A 22,735-nucleotide genomic window follows, 5' to 3' on the forward strand; every position below is an offset into this window, starting at 1 on the left:
TAAGAAATAGGTATTGTGAAATCCAAACAAGGCTCCTACCTTTGCAACTCAAAACAATTAATTTATTATCGAAAATGAAAATAGTAAAGAATTTAACATTACCAGTATTGGTATTCCTTGTGATGGGACTTGCCTCATGTAGCAGTGATGATAATACAGTTCATTACAGCACAAACTCCCTTAAAAATACAGAATTGATGACTGTGTTGAAATCGAAAGGTTATCAGTTCGACAAAGACGGTAAGTTGGAACTCAACGATTTGGCCAACAATACCACATCGCTTGACCTTAGCGGTACAAACCTGAAGGATCTCAGCGGTCTTGATATTCTTCCAAACCTAAAAGATGTAAAACTCTCCAATAACGGGTATGGACCTGTTTTCGACTTCGCTCAGCTGCCAGCACAAATTACCGGTGTAGATTTGACGGGCAACGACATTTATGACTTTGAAGGACTGGTGAATGTAAAGACGGAAGAGAATGGTGATGAAACCGTAACACAGTTGCACAAAATCACAAAATTGTACTTGCCACAGACAGCAAAGTTCAACATCAAAGACCTTGTGCGTTTCTATCGAGAGAAGAAGGCAGAGATTGAGTCTGGAAGTATAGACGTGAAGATGGAAACAGCAAAAGGCGACTTGCAGAAATACAATACCATTCGCGAGATACCTGATGAGAATATAAGGGCTAATTTCAAAAAATATTTTTCCAGCATCTTTGATGAAGACGGTATTCATATTGACATCAGCAAGCGGTTAAGCAACAAAGATAGGTCGAATGCCTGTGTATTTAATAAGTGGTATGGAGTAGCCACTGCTGAAACACTGGAAGGGGTACAATATATTGTGAACAATCCTTATTGGGACGGCAAACTTCTTACTGTAAACCTGACAAACAAAGCGAAACTCCCATACCTGAGACCCTGTAGCGGTCTCATGACCTTGTCATTGACAGACGTGGATGCCTCTGAAGGCATCAATCTTGAGGATGCTACAAACATGACAGGTCTCCTATGGGTAAAGGTTAGCGGTATTAGCGAAATAGATTTAAGCCATAGTACCCTGTTTGGTCAGAGAGCGATTGAGCAGGAACAGGATGGTCCCGGTGGTTCCTCACTTGTTTTTGTAGAATGCCCGGATTTGAAAAAGATAGCTTTACCGGAAAAAAGCGGATTGCGATCTTATATGATAACATTTGCGAATATGAAGAGTTTAGAACAGGTAGATTTGTCCAAATTTAAGATGATATCCAATTTGGAACTTGGTGGTTTATCTGCGAATTGTCGTGTTACCTATCCGGAATTGACGGAATTTCATACCTACGATAAAAAAACCTCTTTTGCGTGTACGCAAGACGTGTTTGACAGACAGGAAACAAAAGACTTTATCAAGAAGTATCTCAAGGTCTTGACCAGTGGTGGTGGCTACATAGATGGAGTTGAATGGTCATCACTAATTAATAATTAACAAAACATAAAAAAGATGAAACATTTATTTATTTCTACCGTATTGACGGTAATCAGCATTTTAGGATTTGCAGTAAATTCTAATGCGCAGACAGGTACTTACAATGGTACGTTGAGTAACATTACTATGAATGGGAAATCATACAATGATGCTACAAATCAGAGCTTTACATTGACAAGCACTGGTGGTAACCTGTATGATTTGAGAGGTACAGTGGGACCTATTGGCAAGATGCCAGGAACAATCAAAGTAGAACTTAAAGTTTCTATCAACAACGGAGTTGTTACAGCAACGACCCCCATAGGCGGTTATGCCGGTAAATTGATGTTGTTGGATGGTGGATTACCCATTAAAATTAAATTATCCAGTTTTACAGGCTCTCTTGTAAATAATGAACTCCATTTCGTTCTTGACACATACGCAGGTTGGCAATTTGTTCCTGTCTTCCCTGCTTCTGTTACTTTTGACGGTACGCTACAACCATAACAAGGCGACATGCGATTCATAACAGTAAAATGTATCCTTTGCCTCTTGGCAGTGTTCTCATTGGGTTTATCTTCCTGTAACAGTGATGACAATTTGGAACAAAAAGCCCCCGCTCAGGAATACCTAAAAGAGGCAAAGGATATTTTGTCAGGAGATATTGTCCTTTCCACAAAAGCGACAATGAACACGGTCGATAAGACCCTCCTGCCCCAAGGATGTCCTACTAAATTTAATTTCAATTGGGAGAAGGACAGTCTTCGTCTGACGCTCGATGGCTTTACCGTAGGCAAGATGCCATTGATTGTGTATTTCTCATGCAAATGTAAGTTTATGCAACTCAACTCTTGGGAAAAAGACGAATATAAAGGGGATGGCTGGATAAAGTTTAAGGGTAAGGACGGTAGCGTTACGGGAAATCCTAAAGATGATTCCGGAGTACAGCAAGGAAGTGGCGCAGGTGTAGAAGGCTATCTGAATGTGAAAACAAACCAGATTACATTCATAGTTGATTACAACATGATGAACGTACGTTCCGAGTGTTTCTTGCAGACCATCGACAAGAACCGTATCAACAATTACGAAGCCGAGTTTGCCCAATACGAGAAGGACTTGGCAGCCTATAAGAAGGAACACGGATTGTAATACGTTACAAATATGACAATAAAGGAAGTGAGGGGCTGTGAGTGCTTTCACTTCCTTTTTCAATAATAAAAAGAAACGATGCAGAAGAAAGGATTCTTATTCTTACTCCTTTGCCTGCTTTTGGCGATAAGCGCACAGGCACAGCGCAGGGTAAGGATAACCATACTTGAGAAAGATACGCAGCAACCTTTGGTAGGGGCTACTGTGCAATATGCCACGAGCAAAGAGATGTTGGATGTTAAGAATACCATTACCGACATTGAAGGCAAGGTGATATTAAGTATAGAAAAGGGAAAGGAACTATACTATAATGTCCATGCAACGGGCTTCGTCCCCGTAAAAGGAAGTGTGCCGCCACAGGAAAACAACATAAAGATTGTTATGCGCGAAGACGTGCTGCACCTGAACGATGTCGTTGTAACAGGTTCACGAACAGAGCGCCCCGTAAAACTTTCGCCCATTACCACACAGGTATTGGGCGGAAAGGCACTCGTTGATGCAGGGTACAGCGACCTACAACATGCCCTGCAACAAGAGACACCAGGACTCAACATTCAGAAAGTGGGTTTCGGCAACGAAATCTCGATGCAGGGACTCGACGCGCGCCACGTTCTCTTTCTGCAAGACGGTGAACGAATGACGGGCGATATGGCAGGCAACCTCGACTACGAACGCTTTAATCTGCACGCCATCGACCGTGTGGAGATTGTAAAGGGTGCCAGCAGTACTCTGTATGGCAGTCGTGCTTCGGGTGCGGTCATCAATCTTATTTCTAAAAAAGCGACCAAACCATTGGATATTCAGGCAGGTATGCGCTGGGCACAGATGAACGAGCGCAACTACAAGACACCGTCTCCAAAAGATTTTCTATATATGTTTGAGAAGAACAGCGACCGCCCTAACCTGCAAGCATGGCTTTCGGCAGGAGTGAAGCACAAGGCTTTCACCTCACAAACCGACGTATGGTATAGCGAGAGCGATGCCTTTTATATGTATCAGGCGGAGAACGACAGCAAGACCTACACAAAGGAGGCTAACCCATTCCTCCCTCACGACATCACGCTAAACGGCACTGCCGTCCGTTCACCAATGGGTATTGAGGGAACGGAGCATATCTCGGCAGCGCAGAAGTTCTATTACGAGCCTAACAGAAACCTGTCGGTACAGGTGTATGGTTCGATGTTCTTCATGAACTCATACGACCTGATACAAGACATGACCTTCTCGCAGAGTCGCGACTTCATGGCAGGCGTTAAGGCGAAATATAATGTAAAAGACTGGTTTACCGTAAACCTTAGCATACACAACGATTTCTACGACCGTTTCAAACGGCACGAGCGTATCGATGAACGCAAGAAGGTGTACAAGAGTAAAATATTCGAGCCACGTCTCACACTGACAAGTACCTACTTTAGCGGACACAGCATCATACTTGGAGTGGAACATACTTCGGATGAACTCACCAGCGACCGATTTGTAAACCGTAAGATGACCACTCGGGCACTGCACGAGACGGAATACTTCCTGCAAGATGAATGGACGGCAAACAAGCATTGGATGCTGTCGACAGGCGTGCGCACTAACTTCTCGAAGGCGTTCGGATTTATGTATATGCCAAAGATTGCAGTTAAATATTCGCCTGATGAGCATTGGGCAATACGTGCCAACTACTCCATGGGCTATCGTGCGCCCAGCATCAAGGAACTGTTCTTCAACTGGGATCATCTCGGAATGTTCCAGATAAGGGGTAGCGAAGACCTGAAGCCAGAGAAGAACCATTATTTCTCTTTGGGAGCAGAATACACCCATAATGGTTTCTTCATGAATGTAAATGCTTACATTAATAAGTTCCGTAACAAGATAGAGGGCGTATGGCATATTTACGATATGCAGTACAACTTCGAATACACCAATCTCAGCAGTCAGCGTCTGTACGGAATCGAGGCTATCCTGAAGTGGCATTTCCTCGACCACTTTACCCTGAACGGAACTTACAGCTATGTAAACGTGAGCAAGCAGGATGGCATACAAGTGAATACCACGTCGCCACATGCTGCCACGGCAAGCATCGACTATGTATATAACAAGCCTAACTACCGCTTGAAAACCATCTTCAGTGCATCGCTCATGGGCGAGAAAAACTTTGATGTGCAAGATCGTGTGTGGGTGGAAGAACATCATAAGAGCTACGATGCCTATTTCCGCTGCACGCTGCCTACCTATGCACTCTGTAACTTGGCAGTGGTGCAGACATTCTACAACAAAGTGAAAGTTACGCTCGGAGTAGATAACATCTTCAACTATGTGCCCCACACCTTGGGGTCGGGCATCACTATGTTCAATGTTCCTGCCACCAGCGGTGCAAAGGGATATGTGCAAGTGGAGTTTCTTGTTGATGACATTGTAAAATCATTAAAAAGAAAGAAATGAGAAAATACATATTCATACTTTTCGCTTTAACGACAGCATTGTCCTCGTGCGTGAGTTACGATGCGGAGGAGTTTACGGGCAAAACGCTGCCAAGAGTTACGGGATACACCACTGGCATTACCAACGATTGGCTGTACATCAATTTGCGCACAGGAAAAATATTCAACCTTGACAAGCCCAATGGCGACATTAAAGAGGGCGAACAGCGGGAACGTACCGACTGGGACATTGCCTTTTGCGGCTACCGTATGCGAACGAATAGCGGAACATCGGGTAATGGAAAAGGCGGAGCCGCCGACTTAGGATACGGCAGTTACGACACTTGGAAAACGGTGGCGCAATTGCCAACCAATTTACAATGGGTGGTGGATGACCATTCGGTATATATCACCATGTCGCAAAACGACTGGAACAAGTATCTCATCGCCAATAAACTCGACTTTGAACAGAATCCTTGGTTCGATCCCAATCGCGGTCCTGCATCGACACAGACAGATGCTAACCCCATATTGGCAAAAGCGATGACCTTCACAGGTCCGCCACCTGTATATGCACCCTCGTTCCATACATACGTGGTACGCACTGCCGACGGAGAGCGATATTTCAAATTACAGATCATCAGTTGGTACAAAGCCGATGTCGAAATAGGCGACACGGGCGGACAGATGAGCTATTATTGTGATGAACTCCGGTAGGTTTTAGGAAGTGTATTACCAATCAACGAAAAGTGCATTATGAAACTCAAAAAAGTGCATTATGAAACTTCAAAAAGTGCATTATCAATCAGACAGGAGTTAATGAGCAATCCCGAGAAAGTCAATAGGCAACAGAAAAATAGCTAATGAACATCCTTCAAAAAGCTCACGACCAATTTTGAAAAAGCTAATTACCAATCTGAGAAAAGCTAATGAGCTTTTTGCACTATCTTCTTATCTGTTGGCAAATAACAGATTGACTAAAACGAAAGAAAAGAATGAAAAATAAACAAAAATACTATCCAAGGCAAACTCTTATAGCCTTTCTGTTAGTTCTCTTCGCCATGCCATTGGGACACGCACTGATGATACTCATGGAAAAATTCATGGGCGAGGGAGCCATGCACATCGCTGGTTTTATGATGGGCTTTGTAGGTTTAATCCTTGTCATTATTGGCGTGTTCGTAAAGGGAGATACTCGGCAGACATTGTGGGGTTTCATCGGTGGACTGCTTTTTTGGACAGGCTGGGTGGAGTTTCTTTTTCTCTATTATGCCCGTCGCTATGGTGTTCAGCCCGAGATTGAAAACGGAGAGATAGTAACCAAGCCCGAATACCTTATCATGCCCGCATCGTTCGGATTATGGATGATGGTGATGACGATGTATGTGTTCAGCACCCGCAACGGTTGCGACTTCATCACATGGATTCAGAAAGTCGTTTTCCGCACAAAGCGTAAGGTGATAGCCGCCCAGCCCATGACACGCCACACCAGCATCGTAACCTTTATGGAGCTCAATATGATGCTCTGGGGGCTTTACCTGTTGCTGATGTTCTGTTACGACAAGCGTTTCCTCGGCGACCACCATCCCGTTACGTTCCTCGTAGGAGTGGGATGCCTCATAGGCTCGTTCTTTATGTTGCGTCGCCAACTGCGTCTTGCCTCATGGGGTGCAAACATCCGCATGGCAATCGCTATGGTCATCGTGTTTTGGACTCCTGTCGAGATACTTGGGCGCATCAACTTCTTTAAGGAGTTTTGGGTAGAGCCTGAGAAATACGCATGGCAGATGATGGTTATCCTCATTGTCTTTCTTTCATTAGGCATTTATCTTTGGTGGAAAGGTAAACAGCGCAGGAAAAACAAATAGCGACAAACAGCACAGAATGAAGAAAACAACATGGAAACGGCACCATAGATGGTTAGGCATAATCTTAGCCCCGTTTATTACGCTCTTTTGTCTCTCGGGTATCGTGCTCAATCACCCCGGCTTGTTTGCAGATGCAAACGTAAGCCGAGAGCTTCTGCCAGTAGAATATCAGTATGCTGGGTGGAACAAGGGCTTGCTGCGAGGCACGATAAAGTGGCACGGCAACACGTTGATATACGGCAATGCGGGAATATTGATCAGAGAGGCACACAACGGCACGATAAGAGATTTCAACAGGGGCTTGCCCAATGGTGCCGACCACAGAAGTATCCGTGGCGTAGTTTCTATGCCAAACGGATTCCTATATGCCATAAGCCAGTATAATCTATATTGCTTGAACGAGTGCGGCGCTTGGATGAAGATTGACTTGCCCAATGATGAGCATGAACGGCTAAGCGACATTACGCAGAAAAACGATTCGCTCATCATTACCGGGCGCTCACACATCTATCTTTCTCATGTTCCTTATCATACTTTTCAAAAAATCACGTTAAAGAAAGGTGGCAATGACAAAGGCAAAGTTTCGCTATTCCGTACAATATGGCTTCTTCATGGGGGCGGACTGTTTGGAATTGTAGGCAAACTCTTTGTCGATTTAGTGGGGCTTATCCTCTTGTTCCTATCCATATCAGGCATATACTATTCCTTTGCACCTCGCCCGCATTCATCATTCGGTGCACGAATTAAAAGCTGGCTGATTAAATGGCACAACCAAATAGGCTGGGCATCCATATTCTTCTTGTTGCTGCTTACCATTACGGGATGGATGCTACGCCCACCTGCACTCATAGCCATCGCTTCAGCCAAAATCCCTCCGATACCTTTTTCCGCAATGGATAGCGATAACCCGTGGAACGATTGCCTACGCTCACTACGGTATGATGATGACAAGGAGGACTGGCTGCTATGCACTTCCGACGGTTTCTACTCTCTCCGCCATTTGAGCGACACACCGCAAAAAGAGCAAGTGCAACCACCCGTGAGCGTTATGGGCATCAATGTTGAGCAAAAAGACAGTCGGCACAAATGGCTGATTGGCTCGTTCAGCGGTCTGTATGTATGGGACAGACCCCACGAGGAAGTTACCGATTACTTCACCCACCACGCACCCCAGTCTACAAGCAGAATGCCTATCAGCAGTCACCCTATATCAGGATTCTCGTCAGACATAAATGGCGAAGAACTTGTCGTGGACTACAACAAAGGTTGTCCTCGTCTTGCCATGCCCAATATCATGGCAACATTGCCTATGTCGCTGCGTAATGTTTGCATAGAAGTTCACACCGGGCGTATCTTTACATTCTTGGGCAAAGCCTCTATATTATACATTTTTCTCATGGGAATAGCTTGCGTATGGTGTCTTTGGAGTGGCTGGAAGATATATAGAAGATACCCTCGTTGAGTTACAATTCCGTCATTTGAAAAAAAATTACGATAAGCGATAATCCTCTGTCAACTCCACAGCCTGTTGTTGGAGGCGTGTAACCTCATTTGTAAGCTTGATAAGCTCTTTCAGCAATGCCTGCACACTCCTGTCTGCTGTATAGCAGTGCAGAAGTTTGACCACCTGATTGTAGTTTACCCCTATTCTGTGAATTTCCGCAGTAAGCTCGGACAACTTGCGATTATATTCCACTGCGGACTTGTCCACCATAATCACTTTGAAGTGTTCTCCGAGAATGCGGGCACGCACAAAGTCAGATTTGCTTACCGCACCCGATTTATTGTACAGGTCAATGACACGTAGCTGGTCTTTCACATCGGGCATACGGGTGTCCCATCTGTCCCAACGGGGTACTTCTTCTATATTTCTATGTCCGTAACGGTTCTTATTCGCTATTTCTAATTTGGGCATAATTGTATTGTTATGTTTGTTTTCTAATCACGACTTCGGAGTGATTTAATCCCCTTTCGGGGCAAGGGTCTTTGTGGTACAAATGGCAATTTGTGGTACAAAGACACACCTTGCTGATGTAGAAAATGGGATTATAAGCCCCTGCTGTGTTACTGCATTCATTGAATACAGTAACTCGGCGTAGGCTTGCATTCGAGGAATGCAGTAATTCAGAGTTTCCTCCATCTTTCCACATCTTCCTTGTATTGGTCGAGGTGTTCCCGCAGTACCTGTTCGACATATCCCGAAACGCTCGCTCCATGCTCACCGATTCTCCGCACCACGAAGTCTAACTTTCGTTGGATTTCCTCTGATACATACACGGCTTTGCGGTGGCTGTTGCGAAAGGGCTGGAGATATTTCCCCTGAAACTCGGATAATTGCTTTCTGTCCTTTGTTTTTCCCATTCTTTGATGAAATTCTTCGGTAGAAGTAGCCCTTTCTGTTGACGACAACGCTGTTTCTTGATAGGACGGTTGAGAAAAATCCTCGTTACTCTCCTTGTCATTTTGTTCCTCAACTTTATCAACAGGCTCAAACCTTCTCTTTTCCTCTTCATAATCGGAGGGCTGGTCAAAATCGGGTAACTCTTCGGGCTTGCGGAGCTTAACGCCATAATTTCCCATATCTCTAATGGCTTGTTCCAAGCGTTGTTTCCTTTTTTCATCTATTCTTGCCATAATTTCTTGGGTATCGGGTTATAGTGTTTTTCAAGCATGGCTTGTATGTCGCTCTGCTTGTAGAGTATCTTCCCTCCGATTTTGTAGAAAGGAAGCGTTCCTGAGTTTCTGTACTCTTGGAGCGTGCGTGTGCTGAGCCGTAATTGCCTGCACACTTCCTCGCTCGAAAGGTAAACCTCGCCATCTAACATCGGACGAGCTGTGGCACAATACCGCTCCAACTTCTTCAAAGTGCCTTCCATCAGTTGTGAAAACAACTGCATCTGAGGGTCTTCCCGCGTAATGATTTCATTCTCTACCATAATTCATTCATTCTTTGATTTCAATCCTTGACTGCATTCAGCATTTCACTGATGTCGGTCTGTTTGTAATAACACTTGTGTCCAATCATGGAGAAAGGGATTTTGCCCGAATCTCGGTATGATTGTAGGGTACGCTTGCTGATGCCCAAACGCTTGCACACGGCTTCGTTGTCGAGCCATTGCTCGGTCTTGGGAGGATTACCGATGAGTTTTTCCACACGATGGATAAAGTCTGCAAATTCGGAGCGATGTCGCTCCCACGCTTTGCGGTCGATGATAATGAGTTTCATTGCCTTAATTTTGTTTTGATTACTTTATTGTTACTCAGCAAACAAACTGTTATGCAGTCCATTGCCGTACTTCTCGGGTGCAAAAGTAACCCCTCGGAAGCACCACTGCAAGAAATGAGGATAAGCAGGGAAATAGAGAGAAAGCAATAGAAAAACAAAGGAAATCCGTCTGTGTTATTGCGGTAATGAGATGAGGTGCCGGCTCGTTCCTTTTATTATCTTGTTGTTTTATCGATAATTCGATAGTTCGACAAATCGAGATGTCGAAGTGTCGATAGATAGTTTTATCGATAGATTATTTTGACGATATATAGTTTTGACAACAGATAGTCATGACAACAAATTGTACAAACAATAGATTGTCCGTATTATCGTCAGTCCTATCTGTTGTTGGTTGTTACGCCTTGCGTCCAAAGAGCCTGAGTATGCCGTATTCTTGTCGTGCCTATATTCTCTACGGCAGCCCAGCCCTGCAAGGTTGGGAGAGATGAATACGACCGCACGAATATTGAAAATGGCAATACCAACTTGAAAAGAAAAATCCTGCGGTGGAGATTCTTCTCTCCATCCGCAGGACTTGACCTTGTCAGGGCAGATTGGCTGCCGTTGTACCTTTGCACGATAAGAAACGGCATCAGGGACTTTGCGTGTGCCTTTGCTTACAACGCCTTTGGGCTTGCTTCCTCCGTCTGACCGATTATTGGCAAACGATTGCTCTTGGTAAGCAGCACTATCGTGCCTGTGAGTTCGGTGTAAAGACGGTCGTATTGTCCGCTTGCGGCAAATATGTCCGTCAAACCGAACTTGTCGAATGTGGCTTGAATAGCCTTGTTCGACAACAGTATAGGTACGAGTTTCTCTGGGAGCGGTGCAGGCAGTTCCCTTTCAAACTCGTTTTCCAAGACAGAAACAAGCGTGTCGTACTTGGAAAAGTGCAAACCTTGATACAATACCTCACTTGCCATGCTCTCCGCTTCGGGGTGAGTGAAACCTTGTGCCACGGCATCGCAGTAAGCAGTGAGAGCCATGTCTGCTCGTGTGGTGATAAACTCCGTGTCGTGCAATCTTTCGGGGTGATGATCACTCATATAACTTCTTAATTTCAACCGAAAATAGGAAAGTTCCTGTTTGTTGTGCTGTTTCATCTTTATCTTCATCTTCATTTAGCATTGATATTCAATGATGGTTGCTTTGCTGTCAAAGGAAAAGTTGCTTGTCCTCCGCTTGGCTTTCTTGGCGGACAGACACGCAGGGCCTTTCGCAGTTCCCTTGTGGTGTTGCTACCTATGAGTGGCTGCATTTCCCGTGCAATCTTACTCTTGCTAACCTTTGCATAGAGTTCGGTGGTTGAAATGAAGCGGTGTCCGAGCATCTTACTGACGGTTTCTATCGGCAAGCCGTTCTCCAAACAGATGGTCGTTGCAAAGGTATGTCGTGCCGTGTGCGAGGTGGCTTCGGTATGAGATGGGAGTCCAGCCTTGATGATGATGTCCCTTATCTTGCGGTTGAAATGGCTATTCGTGGGGAACTCACGAAAGAGCAAACCCTCCTTTCGTCCATCGTTGACAATGGTGAGTATCTCTTCGGCAATGGGCAATAAAGGAACAATGCTTCTGTTCTGAGTTTTTGTGCGACAGAGCGATATGTACCTGCGCCCATCGTCAAGTGTGTAAACATCGTCCATTCGGAGTTTCTTTAAATCAGAAAAAGCTAACCCCGTAAAACAGCCCAAGAGGAAGATGAGCCTACAATGGTTGTCCACCGAGCGGTGAGGACGATATGAGAGAAGTTTGTGTAAATCGTCAGAAGTGAGGGCATTGCGCTCGTAGGTGGGCGTTTCAATGTCTATCAGTTCAAAAGGGTCTTCACGGATATATCGCTCCTGCTGTGCCTTTCTAATAACCTGATGCAGGTGGCGCAGACGGTTGGAGACGGTGCTCTCCTTGTTTCCTAAGTCACTAAGCATGAACAGACGGTAGCTTTCTATTAGGTCCTTGTCGGCTTCTTTGGGAAGACAATCCTCATTCCTCCTTGTTTTCAGAAATTGAACAAAGCTCTTCTTGCTGTCCCTAAAAGCCCTGACGGTAGCCTTTCCTATAGTCTTGCCCTGCAATTCCTCCTTACTTTCGCAGACAGCTTGGTAAATCTCTATGAGTGTCGGTGTGGGCTTGTTTTGATGCAGATACTGCTCTTTGAGGTATTCTGCCGTGATGTAGTTCTCTTCCCTTAACGTATGTTCATAGAGTGCGTGAAGTCGTTTATCTATTGAGTCCAGTTGATGATTGACGGCATTCGCTCTGTTAGCTGCCACTTTTATACGTCCTATCTTTGATTGCCAATCATCGGGAGAGGTGTACAATCCTGTTGAGAATGAAGAAGACGCACCATTGCAGGTGATACGGCAGCGGATAATGCATTCATTCCTTTCGCTTGTCTTGCTTCTATCTATATAGAATAGAATTGAAAATGTACTTTTCATTGTTCTTGGACTTTTAGTTGATTAAACGATATTGTGCGATGAGAGGGAGAATCTTCTCCACATCCCGAAAGACACGCTCTGGAGAAGTCTCTGCATACACCTGTGTGGTCTTTATTTGGCTGTGTCCGAGCATTTTCGATACGCTTTCGATAGACACGCCTTCAGAGAGTGTCATCTGCGATGCGAAGGTATGCCTTGCCATGTGAAAAGTCAGTGTTTTCTGAATACCGCAAAGCCGTGCTATCTTTTTGAGGTGTATGTTCACCGTATCGCAGCCTGGTATGGGCAGCAGATACCCTTTGGGCGGTTCGTGACGGAACGCCCTAGTGTGAATACCTCGGTAGCGCTCAATGATGGCAGATGCTTCGGGCAGTAGCGGTATGTGGCATATATTGCCTGTCTTTATTCTCGGCTTTCGTATCCAATTCATACCAGACTCATGGATGATATGCTCTGCCGTGAGGTGGTACACATCCGTATAGGAAAGACCGGTATAGCACGAAAAGAGAAACATATCCCTCGACACCTGCTCATAGCCTTGCAGTTCGTTATCGCTTAATGCTGCTATTCTGTTTACTTCCTCCCTTGTGATGTATCGGGGTGTACCCACGTTCCAGCGGATAGAGTGAGCGATGAAAGGATAGATGTCTATGATGTGCCGTTTGTGCAGGTCCTTGAGTAGGGATGCTAGCATAGTAAGATAACCAGCCGAAGTGTTGAGTTTAAAACCCTTTTCTTTGGCAAAATACTCCTCCAAGTCTTTGATAAGGGCAGTATCGGCTTTTTGCACGGGAATATCGTCCACACGGTAGCGATGTCTGAGAAATTTTGCCAGATGCTTACGGAAGAGCAGCAGACATTTCAGTCTTCTTTCACTGCGGTCTATACCCACCCGATCACGGAAGCGGTTGATATACTCGTCCGTATGATGAAGCAGTCCCTGCGACTTGCTGTTTAACCCGAATACAAGTTCCCTTATCTGCTCTGCCGTAACAGTGTTGTTCAACTTGCCCAAAAGCGATTCATAAACTTGATGGACACTTACTTGCAGTCGGTCAAGTTCGTTGTTTACTGATACGGCTTCGGCACTCTTGCCCACAAGTCGCTGTTTACGACTATCCCAAAGTTTTGGGGTACAGGCACATTTGCAACTGAACTGAACCATTGAGCGACCGATACTGATGCGTCCCATGATGGGACTTTTCCCGTTTTTGTCCTGCGTACCTCTCTTGAGGTAGAAAAGCAGCTTGAATTTTTCTTTTTCCATTGTTTTTTACTTGCAAAATTACACTTCTTTGAGGAACTTTGAGTGGTGCAAAATATTGATAATGAAAGAGAAAACGCCGTTTTAGTTACCACTTTCAGCCGTCCTTTTCCTTTCATCGTTTGTCGAACGATTTGGTAACTGAACTCCCTCCTTTTCGCTCCCTTTTCTGCCTATTTCCTCAAATGCAACCCGATGAAGAAAAAAGCAATATCCGCTGTATTTCAGTCAGATATGAGTTTTATGCCATTTTCTGCTTTCTACTCCCACACTTCCGCATAGAAAGCAGCCAGTTCGGGCACTTTGATGAATGTCCTAAACCGCTCTTTCTGAATGGTATCGTTTGTGATGGAGAACTCATAGTCGGTCGACTTCTTGGCAAAGACTGCTGCCCAAGCGTCGAAACTGTTGATGCCTTGCTTTTCTAATGCTTGCGGACGGAGATACTTGAAAAGAAGATACAGTTCCGTCAGACTATTTGAAATGGTCGTTCCCGAAAGGAAAGTTGCTCCTAAGTCCTTGCCAGACCGTTCTTGTATGGTACGAATAGCAAAGAGCATGTTTAAGGCACGTTGTGAGCCATCGGGATTGCCCAAACCCGACACACGGTCGTGGCGTGTGTTGAACATCAGGTTCTTGAACTGGTGTGATTCATCTACAAAGAGGTGGTCGATACCCATCATCTTGAAATCTACGGCATCGTCTTTTCTTTCGGCGATGCTGTCCTGTATGTTCTGCAGCTTCGCTTCCAGCGTCTGCTTGCGCTTCTCCAAGCCTTTGAGCATCCCACGGGAGATGTCTCTTCCTTGTTGCCGCAACACTTCGAGATTTTCTTCCACAGAGTCCAGTTCCTTTTGCATAATCGCTTCCTGTATCTCCAATGCTTGCGGTATCATTCCGAACTGCTCGTGCGTGAGGATGATGCAGTCCCAATCATTGTTCTTGATGTCGTTGAAAATACGCTGGCGGTTCTGCTTATTAAAATCGTTTTTCCCAGGATAGAGTACCTTAGCATTAGGATAAGCTTTCCTAAAGGTATCGGCAATGTCGAATACGTTTGCCTTTAGTCCGATAATCATCGGCTTGTTTGCCAGTCCCAATCGCTTCATCTCGTAGGCAGCCGTACACATGATGAGTGTCTTTCCCGCACCCACCTCGTGGTCACAGATGCCGCCACCGTTGGTTTTGAGCATCCACACGGCATCCTTCTGACTCTTGTAGAGGTCTGCAATACCCAATCGTCTGAGGTCAAGGTCGGGAAACGTCTGGTGCGTGCCGTCAAAATTAGGTCGCACAAAACAGTTGAAAAGGCGGTTGTAACGGTCGGATAACTGCTGCTTGAACGTGTCAGGTGTCCGTCCGAGCCAATCGACAAAGCCCTGTCTGATTTCCTCAATCTTGGCATTTGCCATCTGGATGGCATGTCCGTCCCTTACTTTGATGGTCTTGGTCTCTCCCGTAACCTTGTCCGTCACCTCCTTGCTCTTGTTGATGTCGGGAATGGTATTGTGTAGGGCATGCTTTAAGAGATTGATACCGTCATAACGGCGGAACTCACCCTGTACGGCATACTTGTGCCAGATATTGGCATTCTTATGGTCACATACAATGCTGTACTCGTCCATATTGGAATGGTAGGATACGCCAATATCCGTCCCGAAAAACTCCGATGCGAACCTGCCATAGACCTTTGAGGGTATCCAGCGTTCACCGAGGTTGAAGTCAAGGTCTGCAAATGGAATGGGTGTTGGCGTGGCTGCACGCAGGGCAGTCAGACTCTGTTTCGCTTCCTCATGCTCCGGATGATCCAAGAGCCACGACTCTATACGCTCTGCCTTTTCAATCACGTTGCCTGAAATGAACTTGTCGGCTACCTCATAGCTGTCCTCTTCGGGATTGTAGAAGATGCGTCTTTCCAAGGCGGAAAGCATATCGCTCTCTTCCATATCGGGAAGCAAAGAACCCATATAGTCAAGTTCCACCGTGCCGTATTTGTTGAGTGATGCGCCCAAAGCCTCCATCGGGTCTGCGGCAATGGACAATTCGGAGGTGGAAAAAGCTGTCGGATGGTCGAAGATGTCCGCCTTGATATACTTGCTGTTCTCGGAGCGTTCCAAAAACAGCATTTCCACGCCTGTAGCATCCATCTTGATGATGTCGGTATTCGCCTTTTGGTTAAAGTAGCCCCAGCGTGCAACATAGTCATCATACAGGTGATTGAGCCTGCTGCGGTCTTCCCTGTCCTCTGTCCGGTTCTCCGCCTCGTAGTCATAGAGACGATGATAGCACTCCCGTATCTCAATATAGCTTTTTAGACGGGAGAGCTGGGCATACGGCAAGTCCATCGGGTTAAAGGTGGGATGTCGCTTCAGGTCAGAAAGAAACCCCACCTGATCTTTCTGCACGACAATGGAGCCGTCTCTCAGATGAGAGTCCGGCGAAGAGAGAAAAGGGCGTGGTGAAGCGTCAAACTCTTTTCTGACTTCCGCTATCGGTTTTGGCTTGCGCTCCTCGGCTTCGTTCATGAAGTCGAAAAGGGATGGCTCACGTGGAGAGGAAGAAGCTGCTTTCCTGCTACCACGGGTACGCCGTTGAGGAATGGTCGCTGCCTTTTGCATTTTGAACTCCGATGGTTTCTGGGGAGCAGTTTGTGTTATAGGACGGCGCGCCTGTGACGTTTCAGAATTATCCTTAATTTCATTGTTTACACGGCTTACCTCTCTAGTCCAAAGGCTGTATTCCTCTGGAACAAATAGTGACAGCTGTTCTGGTTGTCCGATGTCTTCCATGGTATTGTCCACCACTGGATGATGATCATCGTCAAAGAATATTGTCTGCCCGTTCATCTCTCTTGGAGCTTCAATATCCGTACGGATTTCTTGTGGTTCCTGTTCGTATTGATGGTGAAGTGTCAAGGCGGGTACGCCTTCAGGAGCAGGTTCAACAGTTGTGGAAGGCTGTTCTGATACTAATTGTTGTGGAGCGGACTCTGATGATGACGACTGTAATGGAATTGTCTCTCCGCTAGGAACGGTATCTTCCATTACCTGCGTATCGTTCTCAGAAGGAATGGCCACAGTCTCCTTAACCTTATTCTCTGTTTCTGCCTTTGTTATCACTTCTTCCTTGATTTCCTCTGCTATCACTTCTTCTATGGTATATTGTCCCCTGACGATTTCTTCCAGTTCAGCTATCTCGTGTAATTTCTTAGGAGAGAAATATAGGTCACGTTCAATCCCTAATCCTCTTACCTTCATGCCTTCCATCTCATCGAGGGACATATTGCCAAGCTCCCAGCCGTAACCCATCGTGACGGCACCGAAACCAATACGGCTCTTAGGGTCATACTCCAGAAGGTAGGCTGTGTATGCTCCCATAGGGAAGAAATAGCGTGCATACGCAACCTTATCGCCAATGAGTTCCTTTTCCGTGCTGTAAAGTTTAGGCAGTTGCTTTCTGATACGGTCGGGCATGAGGTTATAGGCATCGTTTATTCCCTTGTCTTCAGTCTTTGTTTTCTCTGTTTCTTCTTCTCGACTTATGGTAATACCCAACTTGCGAAGCTGTTTCTCTGCTTCTGCCTCTCGCTCTACCTCTGTCATTGGTATACCTGTTTCATATAGTTTACGGTCGATACGTTGTTCCATTTCAAGGGAGAGCCGTGTTCGGAGACTTTCTGCCATTTTCTCAATCCCTCCTGTGAACCGATACTCCCATGCAGGTCTTCCATAAGGGTCTGTACCCATTATGCGCTCTGTAGCAATGGTGCGATGAGATATGTCTTTCCAATCTCCTACAAAAAGAGAGTTATGCTTGAAGACGACAGAAGAGCCTTCTTCCTTGGGAACAGAAACAGTTTCTACGAACTGCTGCTCAATTCCCTTGCTGATTTCTTTACCAGTCTGCTTCTGCAGGACAATGAGGTCACTGCCTACGTCCGTTCCCGCATTGTCTGAAAACATACCCGATGGCAGTCGGAGAGCGGAGATAAGGCGGCTGTTCTGCATGAGGTAACGGCGTATGGCTTCATTGCGAGGGCTGTCCAATACGCCCTGTGAGGTGATGAATGCCAGTAAGCCACCTTCCTTGATGCAGTCCAGACCTTTCACGAAGAAGTAATTGTGAATGGCACGTGTGGACTCACGTTTAAGAGTGTCCTTGCCTTTGCTGTATTCTCGGTCATAGACCATGAAATCTCCAAAAGGAATGTTACTTGTAATAAGGTCGTATTTATCTTTGTTTTCTATCTCCCCAATAGCTTCAAAAGGCTCGTTTTGAATGAATATGTTGCCTTTTCCATAAGGGTGCAGGGCTTGGCTGATACGGGCAGTGAGCAGGTCCTTTTCCATTGCATCTACGACTCCTGTTTGCCTTGCAAAGGTCTCAGCAAATGCTCCCATGCCAGCTGAAGGATCCAAACATCGACGTATGGGTACATTTACAGAAGTGAGAGCATCGGAAATGGCGGTGACAATACGAGTATCAGTATAGAAGGAGGTTAGCACGCTTGCCTTGATGCTCTCCCAATACCGCTTGGCAGTGTTGGCATCTAAGGCTTCACGATAAATCATCTGCTTGAGCTGCTGGGTAGGTTCAAAGAGATTCTGCTCTGACTTGCTCCAATAGTGTATGTCATCGGGGTTATCTGTGCGGTTGAGTACACATTTCAAACCACCGAAGCCCTGATAGTCCCGTAAGATACTTTTCTCAGCTTCGGTGGCTTCGCAGCGTTCTTTTTCCAGGCGCAAGACCACACGGATAGCCTCCGTGTTGGCTTGAAGGACTTCTTTCTTATTGTATGCCATAGTGTTTTCTTTTAATAAAAAAGTGGAGGTAAAAAGGTCGGCAGGTAATACTTGTATCTACCAACCTATATCTGTTCCTCGTTGTTTCTGCCAGGATTATCTCCCTCTTTGTTTTCCTTTTTTGTTCTCAAATTCAAAGGAAGTAGTGTAGTCTTCACCCAGAACAAGTCGGGCGTTGAATTTCTTTCCAGCCTTGCTGGTCAGTCCTTTAAGGATAGGCGTACGTCTGGAGCTTATCAATTCACGGATATTATCTTCAGAGAGATGTATGCCACAGACTTCACGAAATACGTAGAAACCACAGGTTTCATGTCTGCACTTGGCTACCTTGGCATAGATGCCGACACTCTGCTGTCCGCACTTTGGGCAGCGGTAGACAGGATAGGACTTCTGATCTGAAGAAAGCGAGAGGAGTTCCTCGCAGATTGTTTCCACGTATGAGTTGATGCCTTGTGAAAACTTATCTGCAGGCATCTTTCCTGCTTCAATAGCGGCAAGTGCCAGTTCCCATGCACCTGTCATCTCCGCATTGGCAATCTTCTTGTCCTTGACAATCTCATAAACAGCCAAGCCTTTTTCGGTGGGGATGATGGATTTCCTGTCCCTGCGGATATAATCACGGAGGATAAGTGTTTCGATGATGTTGGCACGGGTAGCAGGTGTACCGATACCACACGCTGCCATTGCTTTCTTACTTTCTGCATCTTCAACCTCTTTTCCTGCGTTCTCCATAGCAGAGAGGAGCGTTGCTTCTGTATAGAGAGACTTTGGCTTGGTCTTATGTTCGGTGATTTCTGCATTGACAAGTGATAGGATTTCACCTTCCGCCAAGTTCGGCAATAAAGACAAAACCTGTTCATCGTCGTTTTCCTTTTTCTCTGCATCAGCAACCTGTTCTTTCTGTACGGCTTTCCAGCCCAAGGAAATCTGCCTACACGCATTCCAAGTAAAGATATTGGTACCATCCGTGAACCGCACCTGCATACGCTCTTCCTCGGAATTAGGAGAAAAGGCTTCTATGAAGCGATTGACTACCATTTGATAGATAGTTATTTCATCTGCCGACAATCCTAAGGGTGTTTCACCTGTCGGTATGATGGCGTGGTGGTCGGTTACTTCTGCGTTGTCCACCGAATGGCGATTAAGTGGATTTGATAGTGGCATGCCTATCTTGCGCAGCAGGACGGGTACTTCCTCGAAGACATCCTCGCTGATATATCGGCTGCCTGTGCGGGGATAGGTCGTGCTTTTCTTCTCATAGAGGCTTTGGGCTATCGAGAGGGTTTTGTCTGCAGAAAAGCCGTGGCGTCTGTTGGCTTCCTTCTGCAAGGCAGTAAGGTCGTACAAGAGTGGTGGCGCGGTATGCGTTACCTTTCTTGTGACCGTTTCTACCATAAGCTGGCTCTGACTGCGAAGTGCAGTGAGAACAGTCTGTGCCAATGCTTCACTCTCATAGTCTTCACTGCCAATGGCTTTCAGCGACAAACCCTCTTTTTCTGTAAGGACGGATAATTTCCAATAGGGTACGGAAGAAAAGTCACGGTTCTCTATGTACCGACGGCAGACCATAGCCAATGTTGGGGTCTGTACCCGTCCCAACGAATAGCCTCCCTTGCGGGCGATAGACAAAGCACGGCTGGCATTGATACCCACAAGCCAATCGGCTTCACTCCTTGCCTTGGCGGAGTGGTAGAGATTGTCGTAACAGTTTCCAGGTTTGAGATTGGAAAGTCCTTCACGGATAGCCTTGTCTGTGAGTGAACTTATCCAAAGTCTTTCGAAAGTCTTTTTACAATTAAGATATTGATAGATATAGCGGAAGATGAGTTCACCTTCACGCCCTGCATCTGTGGCAACGATGATACGGTCTGCCTTGTCAAAGCAGGAGCGTATCACTTTGAGTTGCTTCAATACAGAAGGATCTGATACAAATTCCTTGTCCTTACGTAGTTGTCGTACCACTAACAGAAATGGATTGGGACGGATGGGCAAGTCTTCACGCTTATAAGCGGAAAAACCGTAGGTTTCAGGCATGGCAAGGGCGATGAGGTGTCCCATTGCCCAAGTAACGAGATAACCGCAGCCTTCCAAGTATCCGTCTTGTTTACTATTTGCCCCAACAATGCGGGCAATGTCTCTGGCTACCGAGGGCTTCTCGGCAATAATACAAGTTGTCATAGTGCTGAATGGTTTTAAGGTTATATTCTACGTCCATGGAACTTTTTCTGCTTGTTCTCGTCCTGCTTTTGCTTCTGCTCAGCAGTAGGCTGTGTCTGTCCCGTTTTGAGTGGTTCTTTCACGTTCTTGGTAGCTTCATTCGTCTTGCCGTGGTTGTTCACGGCTACCTGTGTTTTGTGTTCTTCGGCTACGGCAACCACCTTTTCTTTGCCGGTTTCCTGCTTCTTGTCAGGATTCCACTTGTAAAAACGTGGGCGGTTCTGTTCCTTGTCCATGCGAACATAGGCGTTGAATGATTGTCCCTGTTTGTCCACCATATTCTTTAGATATAGTGTACGACCGCTATCCAAAGCTTCACGTTGTTTTTCTGATAACTCCAAGCCGCAGAGCTTATAAGGTACGCCTTGCTGCAGTGTCTGCTGCTGGTGTTCCTTAAATCCACGATTATTGTCAAAGATGAACTCAATGCCTTTCTTCTCTGCATTGACCTGAAGCGTGGCATTAAAAGACTTACCACTCTTAGCAGTCATACCTTCAACCTTTACTGCTTTGCCCTCCACAAGTTCTTTGTACTGGGCATCAGAGAGCGTTATGCCCTTGATTTCCTTAGGGATGTTCACACGGTCGGCACGCAGGGCTATGATTTCATTCGTCTGCGGGTCAATAGAAACGAATGCAGAGAAAGGTTCGGCGTTCTTGGGTGTTACCTCGATGGTTTTACCGAGATTGCCCGTAGTGAGAAGTGCCTCCTTTTCTTCGGGAGAGAACTTGTAGCCCATATAGGGAAAGTCAAACTGTGGTTCTTTTCTCAAAGGATGAATTGCCAAACCGATATTGCCGTTATCGTCCGTACGGAACGTAAGGCGGGCTTCGGTGTAGATAGTAGTGTCTCCAATAGGTACGGCAATCGTTAAGAGATTACTCTTCTGCCAATTGAGCATTTTGTCCAATTCTCCGCTTTGTTCCAATCGCTCACGGGTAAGTCCGAGATTATCGAGTTGCTTCCAATCAACCTTCGACTCATCGATGGCAGTAGCATTCTTCTGCTGGGGCAGATAGTCCCCAAAGGGAATGCCCATCTCTGCCAGTTGCTGTTTGCTTTCGGGCTTCTCACGGCTTTGGAGCATGGTACGCAGGTTGTCCACGCCCTGCTCCACATTGTCTGCCAATACCTTGTATAATCCGAAGTGAGTCGGGTTATTAAACTGTTTGAGGAAGTTGGTCATGAAATTCTTCAGAAGTCCGTCCTTGTTGTTGAACTTCAAGAATGCCGCTTGGTTGGCAGCGACAGCCTCTGTTGTTTTAAGGTTTCCCTTGTCGTCAATACCAGAAACTACGGAGAGTTTTCCTGCTTCCTTTTCGTTCTTTACCTCCGTGCGGTCTTCCAAGACCAGCACATAATTGTCATTGCTGTTTGATTCCATTACTTGATAATTTTTATGGTGATATTGTTATCAAGCAGCTAAATTATAGGTATATGAAGCGATAAAAAAGTTTTCGGGAAAAACGGGAAATAAAGAGAATTTATGTGAAATAATTGTTTGTGTTCTGAAACACCATTACTTGTGCTTATAGAAAACCTAAAATGTCACTTTACTAAGTAATATATAAATTCTTTTTAGTGCGTGTCGTTTAATTCAGACATTTTCTAATGGCTTCATCGCTGATGCCGTTTTCGTTCTTGCTTCGTATTTAAGTCTATCTCTGCGAATTTAGAGCGATCTCTATGCAAGTTAAGGTGATATATGCCACCAATAACCAGTTCAGATATGGCTGAAATATCTATATCCTTAATTTTTTTTCTCATAGATATTGACAAGAGATAATGTGTGCATTTCACGAAGCAGGGCCGTATGGACGGTGGCTTCATTTCCTTCTGTAATTAATGCTACAAAAGTAGCTAAAATACA

Annotated in this window: 17 protein-coding genes and 1 pseudogene; 7 read left to right on the forward strand and 11 right to left on the reverse strand. The window is 45.6% G+C overall.

Features of this window, described 5'->3' with window-relative positions; genetic code table 11:
• Positions 1-74 precede the first annotated feature (74 nt).
• The 7 genes from HMPREF0669_RS03480 (at position 75) to HMPREF0669_RS03510 (ending at position 8,335) form a co-directional block, all read left to right on the forward strand.
• The gene (locus HMPREF0669_RS03480) at positions 75-1,469 is read left to right on the forward strand and encodes a leucine-rich repeat domain-containing protein (RefSeq protein ID WP_020967129.1); all 1,395 of its coding nucleotides are present in this window, start codon (positions 75-77) and stop codon (positions 1,467-1,469) included.
• A gap of 42 nt (positions 1,470-1,511) precedes the next feature.
• Entirely contained in the window at positions 1,512-1,955 is a 444-nt protein-coding gene (locus tag HMPREF0669_RS03485; RefSeq protein WP_232236470.1) for a hypothetical protein, read from the forward strand.
• 9 nt (positions 1,956-1,964) lie between these two features.
• A complete protein-coding gene (locus tag HMPREF0669_RS03490) occupies positions 1,965-2,597 on the forward strand; it encodes a DUF4903 domain-containing protein (RefSeq protein WP_009228512.1) in 633 nt (210 codons plus the stop codon).
• Between the two features lie 78 nt (positions 2,598-2,675).
• Complete coding sequence (locus HMPREF0669_RS03495; protein WP_009228513.1) at positions 2,676-5,027, forward strand: TonB-dependent receptor; 2,352 nt, start codon at positions 2,676-2,678, stop codon at positions 5,025-5,027.
• Entirely contained in the window at positions 5,024-5,722 is a 699-nt protein-coding gene (locus HMPREF0669_RS03500) for an HmuY family protein (protein ID WP_008822860.1), read from the forward strand. Before HMPREF0669_RS03495 ends, HMPREF0669_RS03500 begins: the two co-directional genes overlap by 4 nt.
• A gap of 278 nt (positions 5,723-6,000) precedes the next feature.
• Entirely contained in the window at positions 6,001-6,873 is an 873-nt protein-coding gene (locus tag HMPREF0669_RS03505) for a hypothetical protein (protein WP_009228514.1), read from the forward strand.
• Between the two features lie 16 nt (positions 6,874-6,889).
• A complete protein-coding gene (locus HMPREF0669_RS03510; protein ID WP_009228515.1) occupies positions 6,890-8,335 on the forward strand; it encodes a PepSY domain-containing protein in 1,446 nt (481 codons plus the stop codon).
• 27 nt (positions 8,336-8,362) lie between these two features.
• On the opposite strand, the gene HMPREF0669_RS03515 is transcribed toward HMPREF0669_RS03510, so the two are convergent.
• The 11 genes and pseudogenes from HMPREF0669_RS03515 to HMPREF0669_RS10560 form a co-directional block, all read right to left on the reverse strand.
• Positions 8,363-8,788 (reverse strand): hypothetical protein, encoded by a 426-nt coding sequence (locus tag HMPREF0669_RS03515; protein WP_009228516.1) that lies wholly within the window; start codon positions 8,786-8,788, stop codon positions 8,363-8,365.
• Between the two features lie 209 nt (positions 8,789-8,997).
• A complete protein-coding gene (locus HMPREF0669_RS03520) occupies positions 8,998-9,507 on the reverse strand; it encodes a DUF3408 domain-containing protein (protein ID WP_009228517.1) in 510 nt (169 codons plus the stop codon).
• Positions 9,495-9,809, reverse strand: a complete 315-nt coding sequence (locus tag HMPREF0669_RS03525; protein WP_044045585.1) for a helix-turn-helix domain-containing protein — start codon at positions 9,807-9,809, stop codon at positions 9,495-9,497. The genes HMPREF0669_RS03520 and HMPREF0669_RS03525 overlap by 13 nt, the downstream gene beginning before the upstream one ends.
• A 20-nt stretch (positions 9,810-9,829) precedes the next feature.
• A complete protein-coding gene (locus tag HMPREF0669_RS03530; protein ID WP_009228519.1) occupies positions 9,830-10,099 on the reverse strand; it encodes a helix-turn-helix domain-containing protein in 270 nt (89 codons plus the stop codon).
• Positions 10,100-10,758: 659 nt separating this feature from the next.
• Complete coding sequence (locus HMPREF0669_RS03535; protein WP_009228520.1) at positions 10,759-11,244, reverse strand: DUF1896 domain-containing protein; 486 nt, start codon at positions 11,242-11,244, stop codon at positions 10,759-10,761.
• Positions 11,245-11,258: 14 nt separating this feature from the next.
• A complete protein-coding gene (locus HMPREF0669_RS03540; protein WP_020967131.1) occupies positions 11,259-12,578 on the reverse strand; it encodes a site-specific integrase in 1,320 nt (439 codons plus the stop codon).
• A gap of 13 nt (positions 12,579-12,591) precedes the next feature.
• Positions 12,592-13,845, reverse strand: coding sequence for a site-specific integrase (locus HMPREF0669_RS03545; RefSeq protein ID WP_009228522.1), 1,254 nt, complete (start codon positions 13,843-13,845; stop codon positions 12,592-12,594).
• 257 nt (positions 13,846-14,102) lie between these two features.
• Complete coding sequence (locus HMPREF0669_RS03550; protein ID WP_020967132.1) at positions 14,103-18,647, reverse strand: DUF2958 domain-containing protein; 4,545 nt, start codon at positions 18,645-18,647, stop codon at positions 14,103-14,105.
• Positions 18,648-18,743: 96 nt separating this feature from the next.
• Complete coding sequence (locus tag HMPREF0669_RS03555) at positions 18,744-20,825, reverse strand: type IA DNA topoisomerase (protein WP_009228524.1); 2,082 nt, start codon at positions 20,823-20,825, stop codon at positions 18,744-18,746.
• 20 nt (positions 20,826-20,845) lie between these two features.
• The gene (locus HMPREF0669_RS03560; RefSeq protein WP_009228525.1) at positions 20,846-22,249 is read right to left on the reverse strand and encodes a DUF4099 domain-containing protein; all 1,404 of its coding nucleotides are present in this window, start codon (positions 22,247-22,249) and stop codon (positions 20,846-20,848) included.
• Between the two features lie 245 nt (positions 22,250-22,494).
• A pseudogene (locus HMPREF0669_RS10560) lies at positions 22,495-22,708 on the reverse strand (TetR/AcrR family transcriptional regulator); the annotation flags it as partial.
• Between the last annotated feature and the right edge of the window lie 27 nt (positions 22,709-22,735).

This window comes from Prevotella sp. oral taxon 299 str. F0039, from assembly GCF_000163055.2.
In the GTDB taxonomy this organism is placed as follows: domain Bacteria; phylum Bacteroidota; class Bacteroidia; order Bacteroidales; family Bacteroidaceae; genus Prevotella.

Excerpts from the sequence above, each read along its gene's own strand:
- HMPREF0669_RS03540 (WP_020967131.1), bottom strand. The coding sequence starts at position 12,578 with ATGAAAAGTACATTTTCAATTCTATTCTATATAGATAGAAGCAAGACA.
- HMPREF0669_RS03480 (WP_020967129.1), top strand. The coding sequence starts at position 75 with ATGAAAATAGTAAAGAATTTAACATTACCAGTATTGGTATTCCTTGTG.
- HMPREF0669_RS03510 (WP_009228515.1), top strand. The coding sequence starts at position 6,890 with ATGAAGAAAACAACATGGAAACGGCACCATAGATGGTTAGGCATAATC.
- HMPREF0669_RS03560 (WP_009228525.1), bottom strand. The coding sequence starts at position 22,249 with ATGGAATCAAACAGCAATGACAATTATGTGCTGGTCTTGGAAGACCGC.
- HMPREF0669_RS03555 (WP_009228524.1), bottom strand. The coding sequence starts at position 20,825 with ATGACAACTTGTATTATTGCCGAGAAGCCCTCGGTAGCCAGAGACATT.
- HMPREF0669_RS03550 (WP_020967132.1), bottom strand. The coding sequence starts at position 18,647 with ATGGCATACAATAAGAAAGAAGTCCTTCAAGCCAACACGGAGGCTATC.
- HMPREF0669_RS03495 (WP_009228513.1), top strand. The coding sequence starts at position 2,676 with ATGCAGAAGAAAGGATTCTTATTCTTACTCCTTTGCCTGCTTTTGGCG.
- HMPREF0669_RS03525 (WP_044045585.1), bottom strand. The coding sequence starts at position 9,809 with ATGGTAGAGAATGAAATCATTACGCGGGAAGACCCTCAGATGCAGTTG.
- HMPREF0669_RS03515 (WP_009228516.1), bottom strand. The coding sequence starts at position 8,788 with ATGCCCAAATTAGAAATAGCGAATAAGAACCGTTACGGACATAGAAAT.
- HMPREF0669_RS03520 (WP_009228517.1), bottom strand. The coding sequence starts at position 9,507 with ATGGCAAGAATAGATGAAAAAAGGAAACAACGCTTGGAACAAGCCATT.
- HMPREF0669_RS03500 (WP_008822860.1), top strand. The coding sequence starts at position 5,024 with ATGAGAAAATACATATTCATACTTTTCGCTTTAACGACAGCATTGTCC.
- HMPREF0669_RS03545 (WP_009228522.1), bottom strand. The coding sequence starts at position 13,845 with ATGGAAAAAGAAAAATTCAAGCTGCTTTTCTACCTCAAGAGAGGTACG.
- HMPREF0669_RS03490 (WP_009228512.1), top strand. The coding sequence starts at position 1,965 with ATGCGATTCATAACAGTAAAATGTATCCTTTGCCTCTTGGCAGTGTTC.
- HMPREF0669_RS03535 (WP_009228520.1), bottom strand. The coding sequence starts at position 11,244 with ATGAAACAGCACAACAAACAGGAACTTTCCTATTTTCGGTTGAAATTA.
- HMPREF0669_RS03530 (WP_009228519.1), bottom strand. The coding sequence starts at position 10,099 with ATGAAACTCATTATCATCGACCGCAAAGCGTGGGAGCGACATCGCTCC.
- HMPREF0669_RS03505 (WP_009228514.1), top strand. The coding sequence starts at position 6,001 with ATGAAAAATAAACAAAAATACTATCCAAGGCAAACTCTTATAGCCTTT.